19 protein-coding genes are annotated in these 17,566 nt (G+C 51.9%); 15 read left to right on the top strand and 4 right to left on the bottom strand.

Features of this window, described 5'->3' with window-relative positions:
- Positions 1 to 135: 135 nt before the first annotated feature.
- The 3 genes from glmU to LVJ85_RS00510 form a co-directional block, all read right to left on the bottom strand.
- Complete coding sequence (gene glmU, locus LVJ85_RS00500; protein WP_244740531.1) at positions 136 to 1,512, bottom strand: bifunctional UDP-N-acetylglucosamine diphosphorylase/glucosamine-1-phosphate N-acetyltransferase GlmU; 1,377 nt, start codon at positions 1,510 to 1,512, stop codon at positions 136 to 138.
- Positions 1,513 to 1,603: 91 nt separating this feature from the next.
- The gene (locus tag LVJ85_RS00505) at positions 1,604 to 1,903 is read right to left on the bottom strand and encodes a spore cortex protein (RefSeq protein WP_244740533.1); all 300 of its coding nucleotides are present in this window, start codon (positions 1,901 to 1,903) and stop codon (positions 1,604 to 1,606) included.
- 73 nt (positions 1,904 to 1,976) lie between these two features.
- Positions 1,977 to 2,627, bottom strand: coding sequence for a pyrimidine 5'-nucleotidase (locus tag LVJ85_RS00510; protein WP_244740535.1), 651 nt, complete (start codon positions 2,625 to 2,627; stop codon positions 1,977 to 1,979).
- A 51-nt stretch (positions 2,628 to 2,678) separates the two neighbouring features.
- Between LVJ85_RS00510 and LVJ85_RS00515 the strand changes: the two genes are divergently transcribed.
- Complete coding sequence (locus LVJ85_RS00515) at positions 2,679 to 2,924, top strand: hypothetical protein (protein ID WP_244740537.1); 246 nt, start codon at positions 2,679 to 2,681, stop codon at positions 2,922 to 2,924.
- A gap of 44 nt (positions 2,925 to 2,968) precedes the next feature.
- Entirely contained in the window at positions 2,969 to 3,973 is a 1,005-nt protein-coding gene (locus tag LVJ85_RS00520) for a thiamine ABC transporter substrate binding subunit (RefSeq protein WP_370686941.1), read from the top strand.
- A gap of 94 nt (positions 3,974 to 4,067) precedes the next feature.
- On the opposite strand, the gene bioH is transcribed toward LVJ85_RS00520, so the two are convergent.
- Complete coding sequence (bioH, locus tag LVJ85_RS00525) at positions 4,068 to 4,826, bottom strand: pimeloyl-ACP methyl ester esterase BioH (RefSeq protein WP_244740542.1); 759 nt, start codon at positions 4,824 to 4,826, stop codon at positions 4,068 to 4,070.
- On the opposite strand from bioH, the gene LVJ85_RS00530 reads away from it, so the two are divergent.
- From LVJ85_RS00530 to nuoG, 13 genes are all read left to right on the top strand, one after another.
- The gene (locus tag LVJ85_RS00530; RefSeq protein WP_244740544.1) at positions 4,825 to 5,547 is read left to right on the top strand and encodes a ComF family protein; all 723 of its coding nucleotides are present in this window, start codon (positions 4,825 to 4,827) and stop codon (positions 5,545 to 5,547) included. The genes bioH and LVJ85_RS00530 overlap by 2 nt on opposite strands.
- A gap of 64 nt (positions 5,548 to 5,611) precedes the next feature.
- On the top strand, positions 5,612 to 6,076 hold the full coding sequence (gene trmL / locus LVJ85_RS00535) for a tRNA (uridine(34)/cytosine(34)/5-carboxymethylaminomethyluridine(34)-2'-O)-methyltransferase TrmL (protein ID WP_244740546.1): 465 nt from the start codon (positions 5,612 to 5,614) through the stop codon (positions 6,074 to 6,076).
- A gap of 63 nt (positions 6,077 to 6,139) precedes the next feature.
- On the top strand, positions 6,140 to 6,859 hold the full coding sequence (locus LVJ85_RS00540) for a septal ring lytic transglycosylase RlpA family protein (protein ID WP_244740548.1): 720 nt from the start codon (positions 6,140 to 6,142) through the stop codon (positions 6,857 to 6,859).
- A gap of 299 nt (positions 6,860 to 7,158) precedes the next feature.
- Positions 7,159 to 7,743, top strand: coding sequence for a Holliday junction branch migration protein RuvA (ruvA, locus tag LVJ85_RS00545; protein ID WP_115134092.1), 585 nt, complete (start codon positions 7,159 to 7,161; stop codon positions 7,741 to 7,743).
- Positions 7,744 to 7,825: 82 nt separating this feature from the next.
- Positions 7,826 to 9,670: an ABC transporter ATP-binding protein gene (locus LVJ85_RS00550; protein ID WP_244740551.1), complete on the top strand. Its 1,845-nt coding sequence runs from the start codon at positions 7,826 to 7,828 to the stop codon at positions 9,668 to 9,670.
- Positions 9,671 to 10,181: 511 nt separating this feature from the next.
- Positions 10,182 to 10,550 (top strand): NADH-quinone oxidoreductase subunit A, encoded by a 369-nt coding sequence (locus LVJ85_RS00555; protein ID WP_115134094.1) that lies wholly within the window; start codon positions 10,182 to 10,184, stop codon positions 10,548 to 10,550.
- Positions 10,541 to 11,020, top strand: a complete 480-nt coding sequence (locus LVJ85_RS00560; protein WP_009115715.1) for an NADH-quinone oxidoreductase subunit B family protein — start codon at positions 10,541 to 10,543, stop codon at positions 11,018 to 11,020. The genes LVJ85_RS00555 and LVJ85_RS00560 overlap by 10 nt, the downstream gene beginning before the upstream one ends.
- A 9-nt stretch (positions 11,021 to 11,029) precedes the next feature.
- Complete coding sequence (locus tag LVJ85_RS00565; RefSeq protein WP_244740553.1) at positions 11,030 to 11,617, top strand: NADH-quinone oxidoreductase subunit C; 588 nt, start codon at positions 11,030 to 11,032, stop codon at positions 11,615 to 11,617.
- On the top strand, positions 11,610 to 12,866 hold the full coding sequence (gene nuoD, locus LVJ85_RS00570; RefSeq protein ID WP_244740557.1) for an NADH dehydrogenase (quinone) subunit D: 1,257 nt from the start codon (positions 11,610 to 11,612) through the stop codon (positions 12,864 to 12,866). The genes LVJ85_RS00565 and nuoD overlap by 8 nt, the downstream gene beginning before the upstream one ends.
- The gene (gene nuoE / locus LVJ85_RS00575) at positions 12,866 to 13,339 is read left to right on the top strand and encodes an NADH-quinone oxidoreductase subunit NuoE (protein WP_244740559.1); all 474 of its coding nucleotides are present in this window, start codon (positions 12,866 to 12,868) and stop codon (positions 13,337 to 13,339) included. The genes nuoD and nuoE overlap by 1 nt, the downstream gene beginning before the upstream one ends.
- A gap of 72 nt (positions 13,340 to 13,411) precedes the next feature.
- The gene (locus LVJ85_RS00580) at positions 13,412 to 13,624 is read left to right on the top strand and encodes a hypothetical protein (protein WP_244740562.1); all 213 of its coding nucleotides are present in this window, start codon (positions 13,412 to 13,414) and stop codon (positions 13,622 to 13,624) included.
- A gap of 274 nt (positions 13,625 to 13,898) precedes the next feature.
- Positions 13,899 to 15,194 carry an NADH-quinone oxidoreductase subunit NuoF gene (gene nuoF / locus LVJ85_RS00585; RefSeq protein ID WP_244740564.1) on the top strand — a complete coding sequence of 432 codons (1,296 nt, stop codon included), beginning with the start codon at positions 13,899 to 13,901 and terminating at the stop codon, positions 15,192 to 15,194.
- Between the two features lie 113 nt (positions 15,195 to 15,307).
- Entirely contained in the window at positions 15,308 to 17,566 is a 2,259-nt protein-coding gene (gene nuoG, locus LVJ85_RS00590) for an NADH-quinone oxidoreductase subunit NuoG (RefSeq protein WP_244740568.1), read from the top strand.

Here is a 17,566-nt window from a genome sequence, read left to right on the forward strand (position 1 = left end):
AGACGGCCTGACGGGAAAGATTAAGCCAAACAAATCATTTGGTTTTTGAATGGCTGTTTGGTTCATTTCGGTTTGTGTTTTTCAGACGGCCTCAAGCTTGACTGGAGGCCGTCTGAAAAAGAGACCGTAGAAATTTCAAGAAGTTTTCTTATCGCTTTTCTCCGGCCGCACCCAACCTTCAATCACGGTTTGGCGCGCGCGGGCGAGGACGAGGGCGTTGTCTTCGCAGTTTTTGGTAATTGAGCTGCCTGCGCCGACGGTGACTTTGTTGCCTAATTTCACCGGAGCTACCAAAACAACGTTGGAGCCGATGCGCACTTCGTCGCCGATTTCGGTTTTATGTTTGTTCACACCGTCGTAGTTGGCGGTAATCGTACCCGCGCCGATATTGGTTTTGCTGCCGATTTCGGCGTCGCCCAAGTAGGTGAGGTGGTTGGCTTTGCTGCCTTTGCCCATCACGGTGTTTTTCACTTCGACGAAGTTGCCGATATGTACGTCGGCGGCGAGTTTGGCATTGGGGCGCAAACGGGCGAACGGGCCGATGCGGGCATCTTCGCCGACTTCGCAGCCTTCGAGGTGCGAGAAGGGGGCGATTTGGGTGCCGGAAGCGATTTTGGCATTTTTAATCACACAGTTGGCGCCGATTTCTACGTTGTCGCCCAGTTCGACATCGCCTTCAATCACCACGTTTACGTCAATCACGACATCTTGGCCGTGTTTCAGACGGCCTCTCAAATCGAAGCGGGCGGGGTCGCGCAGGGTAACGCCGGCTTTGAGCAAGGCTTGCGCCTGATTGTTTTGGAAAATGCGCTCCAGCTCGGCAAGCTGCACTTTGTTGTTGACGCCCGCTGCCAAGTAAGAGGCGGCAACCTGTACGGGGTGTACGGCGATGCCGTCTGAATTGGCGAGTGCGATCAGGTCGGTCAGATAATATTCGCCTTGGGCGTTGTTGCTTTGCAAAGCGTTCAGCCAGCCTTCGAGCTTAGCGTTGGGTAGTACGAGAATGCCGGTGTTGGTTTCTTTCACGGTTTTTTGGGCGGCATCGGCATCTTTTTCTTCGACAATCGCCACCACTTTTCCGCCTTCGCGGATGATGCGGCCGTAGCCTGTGGGATCGTCCAGCACGTCGGTCAGCAGGCCGACTTCGTTGCCGGCGGCTTCGAGCAGTTTGTGCAGGGTGTCGGCATCGGTAAGCGGCACGTCGCCGTAAAGCACGAGGGTGCGGCCTTCTTTAGGCAGGTGCGGCAAGGCCATTTTGACGGCGTGGCCGGTGCCGAGCTGTTCGGTTTGCTCCACCCAGTTCACATCGCGTTTTACCCGCGCCAAAACCTGCTCTTTGCCGTGGCCGATCACCACGTTGATGCTTTGCGGATTAAGGCTTCCGGCGGTGTCGATTACCCGCTGCACCATCGGTTCGCCGCCGATTTCGTGCAACACTTTGGGAAGTTTGGAATACATGCGCGTGCCTTTGCCGGCCGCGAGGATAACGACGTGTAAGGAGGATTGGCTCATGGTGTTTCTCTAAACAAAGAAATGATCGTAATGATGGGATTGCAGGCCGTCTGAAAAACGTGTTCAGACGGCCTGCCTTCTCGGATAGCGGTTATTGCGCTGTGTCGGGTGTGGCACCGTTTACCGGCTCGCCGCTGCTCTCGGGCATATGCGGTTTTTGCCAACGTGTGCCGCGGATATCTTGTTCGCTGTGGTGTCGGATAACGGCGCGTTGCTCGGGGCGGAATTGGTTGTGGCGCATATTGCGCGAATAGGTGCCGTCTTGATACACCACGGGCGTGCCGCTTTCATATTTTTGTCTCAAAGCTGTGTGACCGTCGGCGGTTTGGTAAGTTTCCCAAGAACAGCCCGCCAGAATGGCGAGTGCGGCGAAAAGGGCAAGATGGCGCATGATGTTTCCTTAAGGATAATGATGAATAAACCTGATGCTATTTTAATCAAAATATTACTCAATAGATAGTTGGCTAAAGGGCGAGATGCGATGCCCACGAAGCCAGTGCCGGCATATCGGCTGCGGCAAAATCGACAAAAGGCAGCGCGTGAGCCTGCCGGCCGAACCACACGGTGTGCATACCGAGTTTTTTGGCGGCGTGCAGATTGTCGGCGCTGTCGTCAACCATAATGCAACATTCGGGCGCGGCGTCGAGCATATTGCATACATTGAGATAAGCATCGGTGTGCGGTTTGTAGAGCAGGCCGAAATCGTCGGTGCCGTATAAGGCATCGAAGTAGGCAGAGATATTCATGGTATCGGCCAGCGCCCGCACATAAAACGACGGCGCGTTGGAAAAGATGGCTTTTCGACCTTTCAGACGGCCTAAAGTTTCTGCGGTATCGGCAACCGGCACCAACACCGGCAGGATGGTTTCGAGCGGATGGCAGCGGCGCAGAAAGTCGTGAATACAGATTTCGGGATGGTGTTTCTGCAAGCCTGCCAGCGTGGCGCCGTAGCGGTGCCAGTAGTCTTGCCGCACGTCGGAAGCGGTTTGCTCGTCTAAACCCAGCTTTTCGGCGAGATAGGCCGTCATGTTGCGGTTGATGAGCGTGAAGATTCCTGCGTCGGCATGGTGGAGGGTATTGTCGAGGTCGAACAACCAAACTGTTTGACAAATCATGGTATTTAAAATATTTTACAAAGTTTTCCGAGCGTTAAAAAAGATTAGTTTTTGTTGGTATTTGCTGTTGCGGCGGCGTTTTCAAGGGTGAAAGAGGTATCTGTTGCGTCAGAGAATACCCGCACAATACCCAATCTCGCCGCACTTTCCGGCTGCCGGTTGCAGTTTTGTCTCAAAAAAACGACGGATGCCCCCGATCGTCGGCAAACGCTCAATCAAATCAATAATAAATATCCGAATCCGGATTTATGGATATTTTTGAGTGTAACGAGGGGCATACCTGTTGCACTGAAATAATTTCACAACACACATCATTATGATACGGACAATATGAAATGAAAATAAAGCACAGTATTTTATTGGGAGTGGGCGCGTTATTGTTGGCTGCCAAAGTAGCCGCCCAAACGGAAGTACGGCTGGCGGTACATTCTTCGTTCAGCCTGCCTAAAGAAACCATTGCGAAATTCGAGCACGATAACGGCGCCAAAGTTACCGTTATCGAAGCGGGCAGTGCCAATGAGATGCTCAACAAGCTGATTTTGAGCCGCGCCCATCCGATTGCCGATGCCGTGTATGGTTTGGACAACGCCAATATCGGTAAAGCCCTTCACAGCAATATTCTGGCCGACAAACAGCCTTCGTCGCTGCCCGGCAATGCCTCGCTGCCCGGCGCGGTGGCGGTGGATTACGCTTACGTAACTCTGAACTACGATAAAAAATGGTTCGACGAGAAAAAGCTGCCGCTGCCCCAGTCTCTCGAAGACTTGACCAAACCGGCTTATAAAGATTTGCTGGTAACGCCGAATCCCGGCACGTCCAGCCCCGGCCTTTCTTTCCTGATGGCCAATATCGGCGGCATGGGTGAAGAGCAGGCATTCAAATGGTGGGCGGATATGCGCAAAAACGGCGTGAAAGTTACCAAAAGCTGGAGCGACGCTTACTACACCGATTTCACCCAAAACGGCGGTTCGCGCCCTTTAATCGTGAGCTATGCCACCAGCCCCGCTGCCGAAGTGCATTTCAGCAAAGGCAAATATACCGTGCCGCCTACCGGCAATCTGTTTTTGAAAGGCGGCGTGTTCCGTCAGGTTGAAGGCGCGGCGGTATTGCGTGATGCCAAACAGCCTGTGTTGGCAACCAAATTGGTGGCTTATCTGCAAAGCGCCGACGTGCAGAAAGCACTGCCGTCTGAAATGTGGGTTTATCCTGCCGTAAAAGGCACGCCGCTGCCCAAAGTGTTCGACTTCGCCCAAGTGCCGGAGCAACACTTCACGCCTTCCGCCGTGCTGATGGAGCAAAAGCAGAAGCAGTGGGTAAGCCGCTGGATTAAAGTGGTGTTGAAATAAACGTTTTCAGACGGCCTGATGCACGGAATGGAAGTGCTTGAGGCCGTCTGAAAATATGGTGAAGCATATATTTGAAACTGTATTGCAGCACTGTTTATGTTGAAACGGATTCAGGCCGTTCCACAAAGTCTGTCAGTATTTCGGCAAATTCAGCCGCCTGTGTGAGAAAAGGAGCATGGGCGGCTTTTTCTATGATGTGCAACCGGCTTTGCGGCAGGTTGCGGTGCAGATATTCGCCCATGCGCGGCGGTGTAATGGAATCTTTGGCACCGAAAATCAGCAGCGAAGGCACGTTGATGTGCGGAAGAAAAGCGCGCGCATCGGCTTCGGCCACCGCGTCCAGCGCCGCTTGCAGAGCCGAAGGTGCGCCGTGTTTCACAATATCGGGCAGCACTTTTTCCAATACCGAATGCTGGTCTTTGGCATATAAGAATTGCAACTGAAGAAACTGTTTCATATATTTGTGATAATCTTGCTCAAACAGTTCGATCATTTTTGCCAGCGCGGGATTTTGCAAACCTTCGGGATAATCCGGTGCGGCCTGAAAGCGGGCGAAACTGGCCGTCAGGCACAGGCCGCGCACTTTTTCGGGATGGCGGGCGGCCATATACAGCGACACCAGCCCGCCGAGCGACCAGCCGAGCAGATAGGCCGGTTCGGTGATGTGTGCGGCGAAGGCGTCGGCGGCGGCAGCAACGTCAAAACCGCCGTGAAAAGGCGCATCGCCGTGGCCGGGCAGGTTGAGGGCTTGGATATCCCATTCGTCGGGCAGGCGCGGAATCAAGTCGTCGAAAATATGACGGTTTGCCGCCCAGCCGTGTATCAGATAAACTTTCTTGGGTGTATGCTGCATGGATATTCTTTCGTGGTGGCGTCGGTGTTTGCGTGCCAAACGCTGCGTATTATGCCATGCTTCCGCCGTTTCAGACGGCCTGTGCGCAGGCTGTGCGGCGGATTTGGCGCAGTGCCGTGCGGATTCCGCCAATACCTGCCCGTCTTGCACGCAAACCAGCGTGGGTGCGGCGTTGTGCGGGCAATGCCAGCAGAAACCGCCGCCGTTTGAAAAATTGTGGACATCGGTTTATTACGAGCCGCCCGTCAGTGCGATGATTCATGCGTTTAAACATCAGGCCGATTTGAGCATGTTGCGCCCCTTGTCGGCGTTGATGCTCGACCACGCCCCGCCGTGGTTGGAGGAAGCTGAAATCGACACGGTGCTGGCTATGCCTTTGAGCAAAGAAAGACGGCTGTTTCGCGGTTTCAACCAAACCGACGGATTGGCCGAAGCCGTCGGCAGGCATTACTCTTTGCCGGTGTTATCCCGCCATGTTGTTTTCAGACGGCCTCATGCGCCGCAAAGTACGCTGAGGCGTGATGAACGCAAGAAGAACGTAAAAAATGCGTTTGTAATAAATAATGAAAATAATCAACAGGTTAAGAATCGTAAGATCCTGCTTGTCGATGATGTGGTTACAACAGGCGCAACTTTTGAAGCATTGGCCGCAACCTTAAGAAGGGCGGGGGCTTCAGCCGTTTTTTGCTGGGCGCTTGCCCGTCCGCAAATGAAAAAATAGTGCAAAAATTTTGACGCACCCGCCCGATTAGGGCATAGTGCCGAACCTTAACTGATTGATTTATATGTTTACTGTTGTTTTATACCAGCCTGAAATCCCGCCCAATACGGGCAATATCATCCGCTTGTGCGCCAATACCGGCGCTGACCTTCATCTGGTGAAGCCGCTCGGTTTTCCGTTGGACTCAAGCAAAATGAAAAGGGCAGGGCTGGATTATCACGAGTTCGCCAAAATTACCGTACACGAAAATTTTGAGGATTGTGTTAAAGCGCTGTCGGGAAGGCGTATTTTTGCACTGACCACCAAAGGCAGCACCCGCCCGGATGCGGCAGCATTCCAACCGGGCGACGTTTTTTTGTTCGGCCCCGAAACCCGGGGCTTGCCGGTCGACATACTCAACAGTTTGCCGGAAGAGCAGAAACTCCGTTTGCCGATGTTGCCGGGCAGCAGAAGCATGAATCTTTCCAATACCGTAGCCGTGATGCTGTTTGAAGCGTGGCGGCAAAACGGTTACGAAGGCGGCGCATAACAGCCCAACACCCGCTTGGCAGGCCGTCTGAAAACATCATTAACTCGAGAATTGGAATTTGTTTTGACCCAAGCCAAACGAAACTTCTTTACCGGAACCGTAGCCGCCCTCGTATTAGGGCTTGCCGCGCCTTCCGTTGTACAAGCCGATGCCGTTGTTAAAGCGGAAAAACTCAATAAGTCCGCCAATATGAGCTACAAAGTAGCCGGCAAACGCTATCATCCGTTAAAGACTGTATCTTCGTTCAGCCAAACCGGCAGCGCATCTTGGTATGGCGGCCAATTTCACGGACGTAAAACTTCCAGCGGCGAGCGTTACAACATGAACGCCATGACCGCCGCCCACAAAACCCTGCCTATTCCCAGCTATGCCCGTGTTACCAACCTCAGTAACGGCAAAAGCGTAGTGGTACGCATCAACGACCGCGGCCCGTTTCACGGCAGCCGTGTAGTAGACGTATCGAAAGCCGCCGCTCAAAAATTAGGCTTTATTCACAAAGGCACCGCCAAAGTGCGTGTCGAGCAAATCGTGCCGGGGCGCGGTGCTTCGGAAAACTTTGCCCAACAAGAAGCCAAAAACATTTATGTCAACCTGAAAAGCTTCAACAGCAAAGCCGCCGCCCAAGATTATGTGAAGCGCAGCGGCAACCACTTGAAATCAGCCGACATGAGCGAAAAAGTTTCTATGGTTAAACAAGGCCGCAATTATGTGGTACGCATGGGGCCGTTCCAACGCCAAGACCATGCCGATACTGCCAAAGACAGATTGCTGACTTCGCTTTAATCAGCGCTTTTTTCAGACGGCCTGCATCATGCAGGCCGTTTTGTTTGCGCGGTGTATAATGCTGGGGCGTGTCGTCAGAAAGCGTTGCGGCGGTATTTTTGGTCAAAATCCACATCTGCTGCGTTAAAAATGCGCGCAAGATGTCCAATCTTGCTGTGCTTTTTGCCTTGTACCTGCGGATTTTGCCTCAAAATACTGTTTCACAAGCCTTCTGACGACACGCCCTAGGCTGTCTGAAAACCTTTTCAGACGGCCTCAAGAATTGTAAGCCCCATTCTTAATACTCAACGGAAGCAACCATGATCAGCAGACTCACCGGCAAACTCATCGAAAAAACACCTCCGCAAATCGTGATTGATGTCGGCGGGGTGGGTTACGAAGTCGATGTATCGATGCAGACTTTTTATCTGCTGCCGCCGCTCAACGAAACCGTGCAGCTTTATACCCAGCTTGTGGTGCGTGAAGATGCGCATCTGCTGTTCGGATTTGCCTCGGCCGCCGAACGCGCCACGTTCCGCCAGTTGGTGAAGGTGAGCGGTATCGGGGCCAAAACCGCATTGGGTATTTTGTCGGCCATGACTTCGGACGAATTGGCGCAGGCCGTGGCGCAGGAAGATGTGAAACGGCTTTCTTCCGCGCCCGGCATCGGCAAAAAAACCGCCGAACGCATGGTGCTGGAGCTGCGCGGCAAGCTGGTGTCGGAACAAACCGCCGCCGGCCTGTTTGCCCCCGCCGCCGCGCCGGACGAAACCGACGACATGGTCAGCACGCTGCTGGCTTTGGGCTACAACGAGCGCGAGGCCAAAGCCGCAGTGAAAGGCATTCCTGCGGGAACCGATGTGGGCGAAGGCGTGCGTTTGGCTTTGAAGAATTTGTTGAAATAGTTTTCAGACGGCCTCTTTGGGCATGCAACCCTCCGAGGCCGTCTGAAAATGTTGCAAGCCGTTATGATTAAGCAGTGAAAGCATGATGAAGAAAATATTTGATTGGTTCGAATCCCGTATCGACCCCTATCCCGATACGCCGCCGAAAACGCCCGAAAAAGGCTTGTGGCGTTTTTTGTGGAGCAGCATGGAAGGCATGCGCGGATGGATTGCGGTGTTGGCGTTGATGACGGTCGGCATCGGCATTATGGAAGCCTTGCTGTTTCAGTTTATGGGCAAAGTGGTTGACTGGCTGGGCCAATATACGCCGCAAACTTTGTGGGCGGAAAAGGGCTGGGCTTTGTCGGGCATGGCGGCGTTGATGGCGTTTGCCGTGCTGTGGCATTTCATTGCATCAAACGTGCGCCTGCAAACGCTGCAAGGCGTGTTTCCGATGCGGTTGCGTTGGAATTTCCACCGCCTGATGCTGGGGCAGAGCCTCGGTTTTTATCAGGACGAATTTGCCGGGCGGGTTTCGGCCAAAGTGATGCAAACGGCACTGGCGGTGCGCGATACGGTGATGACGCTGGCTGATATGGTGGTGTATGTGCTGGTGTATTTCATCAGTTCGGGCGTGATTCTGGCAGCGTTTGACGGCTGGCTGCTGCTGCCGTTCGTATGCTGGATTATCGCATTCGGTGCCGTGATGCGCGTGCTGATTCCCAAGCTGGCGCAAACGGCAAAGCGGCAGGCGGATGCGCGTTCGCTGATGACCGGCCGCATCACCGATGCCTATTCCAACATTACGACGGTCAAGCTGTTTTCGCACGGTGCGCGCGAGGCGCGTTATGCCAAGCAATCCATGCAGGAATTCATGGTAACGGTGCATGCGCAAATGCGTTTGGCCACCACTTTATATACTTGTAATTTTATCGTGAACTCGGGGCTGACTTTATCCACCGCCGCATTGGGCATTTGGTTATGGCATAACGGCCAAGTCGGCGTGGGCGCGATTGCCACCGCCACGGCCATGGCTTTGCGCGTGAACGGTTTGTCGCAATACATCATGTGGGAATCCGCCCGCCTGTTTGAAAACATCGGTACGGTAAGCGACGGCATGGGTACGCTTTCCAAACCGCATACGATTGTCGATAAGCCCAATGCCCTGCCGCTGAAAGTGGCGCATGGCGACATCCGTTTCGAGCATGTCGATTTTTCTTACGAAGCAGGCAAACCGTTGCTCAACGGCTTTAACCTGCACATCAAACCCGGTGAAAAAGTCGGTTTGATCGGGCGTTCCGGTGCCGGCAAGTCCACCATTGTGAATTTGCTGCTCAGGTTTTATGAAGCGCAAAGCGGCAGCATCACCATCGACGGCCAAAACGTTACCGACATCACCCAAGAAAGCCTGCGTGTCCAAATCGGCTTGGTCACCCAAGATACCAGCCTGCTGCACCGCTCCGTGCGCGACAACATCATCTACGGCCGCCCCGATGCCACCGAAGAAGAAATGATGCAGGCCGCCCGCCGTGCCGAAGCCGCCGATTTCATTCCCAGCCTTTCCGATGCCAAAGACCGCAAAGGATACGATGCCCATGTGGGCGAGCGCGGGGTTAAACTTTCAGGCGGCCAGCGTCAGCGTATCGCCATCGCCCGCGTGATGCTGAAAGATGCGCCGATTCTGCTGCTCGACGAAGCCACCAGTGCACTGGATTCCGAAGTGGAAGCGGCGATTCAGGAAAGTTTGGATAAGATGATGGAAAACAAAACCGTGATCGCCATCGCCCACCGTTTATCCACCATTGCCGCCATGGACAGGCTGATTGTGCTCGACAAAGGCCGTATCGTCGAAGAGGGCAGCCATGCCGAACTGCTGGAGAAAAACGGTTTGTATGCCAAATTGTGGGCGCACCAGAGCGGCGGGTTTTTGAATCATGATGCTGCTTAAACGGTGTGTTTGTGTGTCAGCTTGTTGAATCAAACCTGATAGCCTCGAAATAACCGTCTGTTTATCCGGCAAAGCTTACAGGCCGTCTGAAAAACATTTTTCAGACGGCCTGAATGTTTGTTTGGCTCAATGGAACTTGAAATGCTTGCCACAAGTCAGGCAAGCCCAACGCATAAACGGCTTAGTTACCCCTTTCTCAGTTCGCGGCATAAACAGCAAGTAAGCCCAATGAAATATCTTTTTGAAATCCTTATTGATTCTCATCTGTAATCAAATGTAATTTTTAATATACAAGATTTATCATAAAACAAATTTACATATAAAAACCAAATGGAAAGAATATGGTTATTAACTAAATATTAATTAATGATAATCGTTATCGCAAATTGATTGAAATTATTGGCTTTTTTAGTCAATTTTTTAACACTTCAACTTTTAAAGGTTTTTGAAATTAGATACAATCAGAAAGTATTTACCAGCATTTTATGTTAACAAATTTAGGTGCAAACTCATGTTGGCAAACTATTTACCCGTATTGATATTCATCATCATCGGCTTGATAGCCGGTGTAGTGTTTATAACGCTGGGCAACATACTCGGCCCGAAACGCCATTATCACGAAAAAGACACGCCGTTTGAGTGTGGTTTTGAGGCTTTCGAAAACGCGCGTATGAAATTCGACGTACGCTATTACTTAGTGGCGATTCTGTTTATTTTGTTTGATTTGGAAGTCGCATTCATGATTCCGTGGGCCGTAGTGTTTAAAGACTTGATGGTATCGCACGGGCAGTTTGCTTTCTGGTCGATGTTTGTGTTCATCGTGGTGCTCACGGTGGGCTTTATCTATGAATGGAAAAAAGGTGCGCTGGAATGGGAATAGAAGGCGTTTTGAATAAAGGCTTCGTAACCGCCAGCGCGGATACGGTGTTGAATTATGTGCGTACAGGTTCGCTGTGGCCGGTAACTTTCGGCTTGGCCTGCTGCGCGGTAGAAATGATGCAGGCGGGCGCTTCCCGTTACGACCTTGACCGTTTCGGCATTATTTTCCGTCCGTCTCCGCGTCAGTCCGACTTGATGATTGTGGCCGGCACTTTGTGCAACAAGATGGCACCCGCGTTGCGCCGCGTGTACGACCAAATGGCCGAGCCGCGCTGGGTATTGTCGATGGGTTCTTGTGCCAACGGTGGCGGTTACTACCATTATTCCTATTCTGTGGTGCGCGGTTGTGACCGTATTGTGCCGGTAGATGTGTATGTGCCGGGCTGCCCGCCGACTGCCGAAGCCTTGATTTACGGCTTGATTCAGCTCCAAGGCAAAATCAAGCGCACTTATACCATTGCACGTAACTAGGAGAACAAGATGCATGTAAACGATTTGTATCCGGTTGTCCAAAACGTGTTGGGCGATAAAGCCGGTAAAGTGATTTTGGCGTTAGGTGAAATTACGGTTGAATGCGCCCCGGAGAATTATCTGCACATCATGACTACTTTGCGCGATCACGCTGATTTGCATTTTGAGTCGCTGGTAGATTTGTGCGGTGTGGATTACAGCACCTACAAAAACGAACCGTGGGAAGGCAAACGTTTTGCCGTAGTCAGCCAACTTGTTTCAGTAAAAAACAATCAACGTATCCGTGTGCGCGTGTGGGCGGCCGATGATGATTTCCCTGTGGTAGATTCCGTTACCGATATCTACAACAGCGCCGATTGGTACGAGCGCGAAGCCTTCGATCTGTTCGGTATTATGTTCAATAACCACCCCGACTTGCGTCGCATTCTTACGGATTATGGTTTTGTCGGTCATCCTTTCCGCAAAGATTTCCCGATTTCAGGCTATGTAGAAATGCGTTACGACGAAGCCGAGAAACGCGTGATTTACCAACCCGTAACCATCGAGCCGCGCGAAATTACCCCGCGCATCGTCCGCGAGGAGAACTACGGTGGCTAATAAATTAAGAAACTACACCATCAACTTCGGCCCACAGCACCCCGCTGCCCACGGCGTATTGCGTATGATTTTGGAGTTGGAAGGCGAAACCATCGTCCGCGCCGACCCGCATATCGGCCTTTTGCACCGCGGTACTGAAAAGCTGGCCGAAACCCGTACTTATCTGCAAGCCTTGCCTTACATGGATCGCTTGGACTATGTTTCCATGATGGTAAACGAACAAGCATACTGTTTGGCAGTAGAAAAACTGACCGGCATCGAAGTGCCGATTCGAGCGCAATACATCCGTGTGATGTTTGCCGAAGTAACCCGTATCCTGAACCACTTGATGGGTATCGGTTCGCACGCTCTCGATATCGGTGCCATGACCGTGTTCCTGTACGCTTTCCGCGAGCGCGAAGAGTTGATGGACTTGTACGAAGCCGTATCTGGTGCGCGTATGCACGCGGCCTACTTCCGTCCCGGCGGCGTGTATCGTGATTTGCCCGACTTCATGCCTAAGTATGAATCCAGCAAATTCCGCAATGCCAAAGTGTTGAAGAAGTTGAACGAATCGCGCGAAGGCACGATGCTCGACTTTATCGAAGCCTTTACAGAGCGCTTCCCTTCTTGCGTAGATGAATACGAAAACCTGCTCACCGACAACCGTATTTGGAAACAGCGTACCGTCGGTATCGGCGTGGTGTCTCCCGAGCGCGCACTGCAAAAAGGCTTTACCGGCGTAATGCTGCGCGGTTCCGGCGTGGAATGGGACATCCGCAAAAAAGCACCGTACGACGCATATGCAAATGTGGACTTTGATATTCCAGTGGGTGTAAACGGCGACTGCTACGACCGTTATCTGTGCCGTATCAACGAAATGCGCGAGTCCAACCGCATCATCAAGCAGTGCGTACAATGGCTCAAAGCCAACCCCGGCCCTGTCATTGTTGATAACCACAAAGTCGCGCCGCCCAAACGTACCGAAATGAAAATGGGCATGGAAGACTTGATCCACCATTTCAAATTGTTCACCGAAGGCATGCATGTTCCTGAAGGTGAAACCTATACCGCCGTCGAACACCCCAAAGGCGAGTTCGGCATTTATATGATTTCAGACGGCGCCAATAAACCCTACCGCCTGAAAATCCGCGCACCCGGCTTCGCCCACCTGCAAGGCATGGACGAAATGGCACGCGGCCATATGTTGGCCGACGTGGTAGCCATCATCGGTACGCAAGACATCGTATTCGGGGAGGTAGACCGATAATGTTATCCGCTGAATCTTTAAAACAAATTGATGTCGAGCTGGCTAAATATCCGGCCGACCAACGCCGTTCTGCCATCATGGCCGCGTTGCGTATCGCCCAAGTTGAAAAAGGCTGGCTTGCGCCGGAAACCATAGAGTTTGTGGCCAACTATATCGGCATTGCACCTGCAGCAGCCTACGAAGTGGCGACTTTCTACAATATGTACGACCTGCATCCGGTAGGCAAATATAAGCTTACCGTCTGCACCAACCTGCCTTGCGCTTTGCGAGGTGGTGTGAATGCCGCCGAATACCTGAAACAGAAGCTCGGCATCGGCTTCGGCGAAACCACTTCAGACGGCCTCTACACCTTAGTGGAAGGCGAGTGCATGGGCGCGTGTGGCGATGCCCCTGTGATGCTGGTAAACAACCATAAAATGTGCAGCTTCATGACTGAAGAAGCCATTGAGAAAAAATTGGCGGAATTGCAGTAAGGGCTACCTAGAAATTTGGCTTGTAATTTTATTGTGCTTTATGGCATCTAAATTAAACTTAGGGAAGAAATTGTGGAAGAAGACATACGATCAGCCTTAAAAGATTTAGGGCTTAGTGGAATCGATGAAATTATTTCCGGATTAAGAAAGCGGAGTTTGTTGGAAGATGCTTGGAAAAGACGTGAAGATTTAAAGAAATTTCTTGAGAAATATGGAAGTTTTAGATATGGCCCTAGATTATCTATGGGGTCGCGCAAGAAATATTTTGACTTCAGCGAGTCGTAGGTCGGATTCTTGAATCCGACTGTTGTCGAGCCAAAGCAAATGTCGGATTCAAGAATCCGACCTACAAAACGTTAAAGGCATTTGAATCCGATACGGCGAAGCATTTTAAACATTTTAAAAAATTCCTTTTCAGACGGCCTCAAGGCTACCTGAAAGGCCGTCTGAAAAACCTTTCAGACAGGCATAAGAAAACAAAAAATAAGTACATACGCACAACAGCAGTTGGGCGGTAAAGTAAAAAGATTGAAGAAGTTAACCGATTAGGGCTAAGCAAATGGCTATTTTCCAATCAGGCGTGATTTTTGAGAACGTCGATACCCATAATCCGAGCTGCTGGAAGCTGGACGAGTACGTTAAGCGCGGCGGTTATCAGGCTTTGCGCAAAATCCTGACTGAAAACATGTCGCAAGACGATGTGATTTCAGAAGTGAAAACTTCGGGTTTGCGCGGCCGTGGCGGTGCGGGCTTCCCCACCGGTTTGAAGTGGAGCTTTATGCCGCGTTCTTTCCCCGGTGCGAAATACGTTGTCTGCAACACCGACGAAGGCGAGCCCGGCACATTCAAAGACCGCGACATCATCAACTTCAATCCGCATTCTTTGATCGAGGGCATGATTATTGCCGGTTACGCGATGGGTGCCGAAGCGGGTTACAACTATATCCACGGCGAGATTTTCGAAGGCTATCAACGTTTTGAAGCCGCCTTGCAGGAAGCACGCGACGCCGGCTTTTTAGGCAAAAACATCATGGGCACTGACTTCTCATTCGAGCTGTTTGCTGCTCACGGTTATGGTGCTTATATCTGCGGTGAAGAAACTGCCTTGCTGGAATCGCTGGAAGGTAAAAAAGGCCAACCGCGCTTCAAACCGCCGTTCCCGGCTTCATTTGGCTTGTATGGCAAACCTACTACCATCAACAACACCGAAACCTTTGCTTCCGTGCCGTTTATTATCCGTGACAGTGGTCAGGCGTTTGCTGACAAAGGCATTGAAAACGCGGGCGGTACCAAGCTGTTTTCTATTTCCGGTCACGTTGAGCGCCCGGGCAACTACGAAGTGCCTCTAGGTACACCGTTTGCCAAATTGTTGGAAATGGCCGGCGGCATGAAAGACGGCAAGAAACTTAAAGCCGTGATTCCCGGTGGTTCTTCTGCTCCCGTATTGCCTGCCGACATCATGATGAGCTTGAACATGGACTACGATTCCATTGCCAAAGCAGGCTCCATGTTGGGTTCGGGCGCGATTATCGTGATGGACGAAGACGTGTGCATGGTGAAAGCACTGGAGCGCTTGAGCTATTTCTACTATGAAGAATCCTGCGGCCAATGTACGCCGTGCCGCGAAGGTACCGGTTGGCTATACCGTGTAGTCCACCGTATTGCTGAAGGAAAAGGCCGCCCCGAAGATTTGGACTTGCTGGATTCAGTCGGCAACAACATGGCCGGCCGCACCATTTGCGCCTTGGCCGATGCCGCCGTATTCCCCGTGCGCAGCTTTACCAAGCACTTCCGCCATGAGTTTGAACACTATATCGAGCATGGGAAACCGGCTAAAGAACATAAGTGGTGTTAATTAAAAAATATTTTCAGACAGGCATAGTTACTTCAATGATGCCTGTCTGAAAAAGGCCTAGATGATAAAGGGCTTTATCTGAATTTATAGATCCGTAACTAGGAACATTAACCATGTTACAAATTGAAATCGACGGTAAACAGATTGCAGTCAAGCAGGGTGCGACCGTGATGGAAGCGGCGCACGAGCTGGGCACTTATATCCCGCATTTCTGCTACCACAAAAAATTGTCTATTGCTGCCAACTGCCGCATGTGCTTGGTAGAGGTGGAGAAAGCGCCCAAACCGCTGCCTGCCTGCGCTACGCCGGTAACGGACGGTATGGTAGTGCACACAAATTCTGCAAAGGCGAAGCAAGCGCAAGAAGGGGTGATGGAGTTTCTGCTCATCAACCACCCGTTGGATTGCCCGATTTGCGACCAAGGCGGTGAGTGCCAGCTTCAGGATTTGGCCGTGGGTTACGGCAAATCGTCCAGCCGCTATAAAGAAGAGAAGCGTTCGGTTGTCGGCAAAGATATGGGGCCGTTGGTGTCTGCGGAAGAAATGAGCCGCTGTATCCACTGTACCCGTTGCGTGCGTTTTACCGAAGAAATCGCCGGTATGCAGGAAATTGCCATGGCAAACCGCGGCGAGTTTTCCGAAATCATGCCGTTTATCGGCAAAGCGGTGGAAACCGAACTGTCCGGTAACGTGATTGATTTGTGTCCGGTGGGTGCATTAACCAGCAAACCGTTCCGCTACGATGCCCGTTCTTGGGAATTGAGCCGCCGTAAAACCATTTCTGCGCATGATGCTTTGGGCAGCAATTTAATCGTGCAAACCAAAGACCATACCGTGCGCCGTGTGTTGCCGTTGGAAAACGAAGCCGTTAACGAATGCTGGATTTCCGACCGCGACCGTTTCGCTTATGAAGGCCTGTATCACGAAAGCCGTCTGAAAATGCCGAAAATCAAGCATGGCGGCGAATGGCATGAAGTGGATTGGCCGACTGCGCTGGAATATGTGCGCAAAACTTTAGACTGCATCGCCAAAGAAGACGGCAAAGAGCAAATCGGTATTTGGGCAAACCCGATGAATACCGTAGAAGAGCTGCACTTAGCGAAAAAACTGGCCAACGGCTTGGGCATCAAACATTTCGATACCCGCCTGCAACAGCAAGACAACCGTCTTTCAGGTAGCCTGAAAGGCGCGCAATGGCTGGGTCAAAGCATTGAAGATTTAGGTAATAGTGATGCCGTGCTGGTTGTGGGTGCTAACCTGCGCAAAGAGCAGCCGTTGTTGACTGCCCGTTTGCGCCGCGCCGCCAAATCTTATATGGCGTTGAGTATTATTGCCAGCAGCAAAGAAGAGCTGCATATGCCGTTGCTGGCGCAAGAAGCCGTGCATCCTTATGAATGGGCAGGCCGTCTGAAAAACTTGGCGCAGGATTTGGAACAAGGTGTAGCCGCCAGTCTGAAAAATGCCGAGAAAGCCGCGATTGTGTTGGGTGCTGAAGTGCAAAACCACCCTGATTATGCGGCGATTTATGCTGCTGCTCAGGAATTGGCTGCGGCCACCGGTGCAGTTTTGGGTATTCTGCCGCAAGCTGCAAACAGCGTCGGCGCAGATATCTTGGGTGTGAACAGCGGTAACAGCATTCAAGAAATGTTGGCGCAACCGAAAAAAGCCGTGTTGCTGTTGAATGTAGAGCCTGAAATCGATGTGGCAAACGGCGGTAAAGCTGTGGCTGCATTGAAGCAAGCCCAAAGCGTGATGGCATTTACGCCGTTTGAAAGCGAAACCTTGCGCGAAGTGTGCGATGTGATGTTGCCGATTGCGCCGTTTACCGAAACATCGGGCAGCTTCATCAGCATGGAAGGCCGTCTGCAATCGTTCCACGGTGTGGTAAAAGGCTTTGCCGATTCGCGTCCGTTGTGGAAAGTTTTGCGTGTGTTGGGCAATGTGTTCGAGCTGGAAGGCTTCGAATACGACAGCAGCGAGCAGGTATTGAGAGAAGCGGTAAACAAAGAAAGCCTGCCTGAAAAACTGAACAACCGCAGCACTTGGCAAGGCGAAGCCGTTCAGACGGCCTCCGGTTTGGTGCGCGTAGGCGGTGTGGGCATCTACCATACCGATGCGATTGTGCGCCGCTCCGCTCCGTTGCAAGCGACTTCACATGCACAAGTGCCTGCCGCCCGTATTCATCCGAACACCTTGGCTGCTTTGGGCTTGCAAGACGGCGAGGCCGTGCAGGCAGGGCAGGGCGGCGCAACGGTTGGTGTGCGTGTAAGCGCCGATGCGGGCTTGCCTGAAAATGTTGTGTATCTGCCGCTGCATACTGAAAATGCTGCGTCGGGTGCGTTGATGAACACTATCGAACTGACGCGGGGTTAA

This window comes from Neisseria sp. Dent CA1/247, assembly GCF_022870825.1.
In the GTDB taxonomy this organism is placed as follows: domain Bacteria; phylum Pseudomonadota; class Gammaproteobacteria; order Burkholderiales; family Neisseriaceae; genus Neisseria; species Neisseria zoodegmatis.

Bases quoted from the DNA above. Each gene is read 5' to 3' on its own strand.
- LVJ85_RS00565 (WP_244740553.1), top strand. From the start codon at position 11,030: ATGCATGTAAACGATTTGTATCCGGTTGTCCAAAACGTGTTGGGCGAT.
- glmU (WP_244740531.1), bottom strand. From the start codon at position 1,512: ATGAGCCAATCCTCCTTACACGTCGTTATCCTCGCGGCCGGCAAAGGC.
- bioH (WP_244740542.1), bottom strand. From the start codon at position 4,826: ATGCAGCATACACCCAAGAAAGTTTATCTGATACACGGCTGGGCGGCA.
- trmL (WP_244740546.1), top strand. From the start codon at position 5,612: ATGTTTACTGTTGTTTTATACCAGCCTGAAATCCCGCCCAATACGGGC.
- nuoE (WP_244740559.1), top strand. From the start codon at position 12,866: ATGTTATCCGCTGAATCTTTAAAACAAATTGATGTCGAGCTGGCTAAA.
- LVJ85_RS00530 (WP_244740544.1), top strand. From the start codon at position 4,825: ATGGATATTCTTTCGTGGTGGCGTCGGTGTTTGCGTGCCAAACGCTGC.
- ruvA (WP_115134092.1), top strand. From the start codon at position 7,159: ATGATCAGCAGACTCACCGGCAAACTCATCGAAAAAACACCTCCGCAA.
- LVJ85_RS00505 (WP_244740533.1), bottom strand. From the start codon at position 1,903: ATGCGCCATCTTGCCCTTTTCGCCGCACTCGCCATTCTGGCGGGCTGT.
- nuoG (WP_244740568.1), top strand. From the start codon at position 15,308: ATGTTACAAATTGAAATCGACGGTAAACAGATTGCAGTCAAGCAGGGT.
- LVJ85_RS00560 (WP_009115715.1), top strand. From the start codon at position 10,541: ATGGGAATAGAAGGCGTTTTGAATAAAGGCTTCGTAACCGCCAGCGCG.
- LVJ85_RS00550 (WP_244740551.1), top strand. From the start codon at position 7,826: ATGATGAAGAAAATATTTGATTGGTTCGAATCCCGTATCGACCCCTAT.
- LVJ85_RS00510 (WP_244740535.1), bottom strand. From the start codon at position 2,627: ATGATTTGTCAAACAGTTTGGTTGTTCGACCTCGACAATACCCTCCAC.
- nuoF (WP_244740564.1), top strand. From the start codon at position 13,899: ATGGCTATTTTCCAATCAGGCGTGATTTTTGAGAACGTCGATACCCAT.
- LVJ85_RS00555 (WP_115134094.1), top strand. From the start codon at position 10,182: ATGTTGGCAAACTATTTACCCGTATTGATATTCATCATCATCGGCTTG.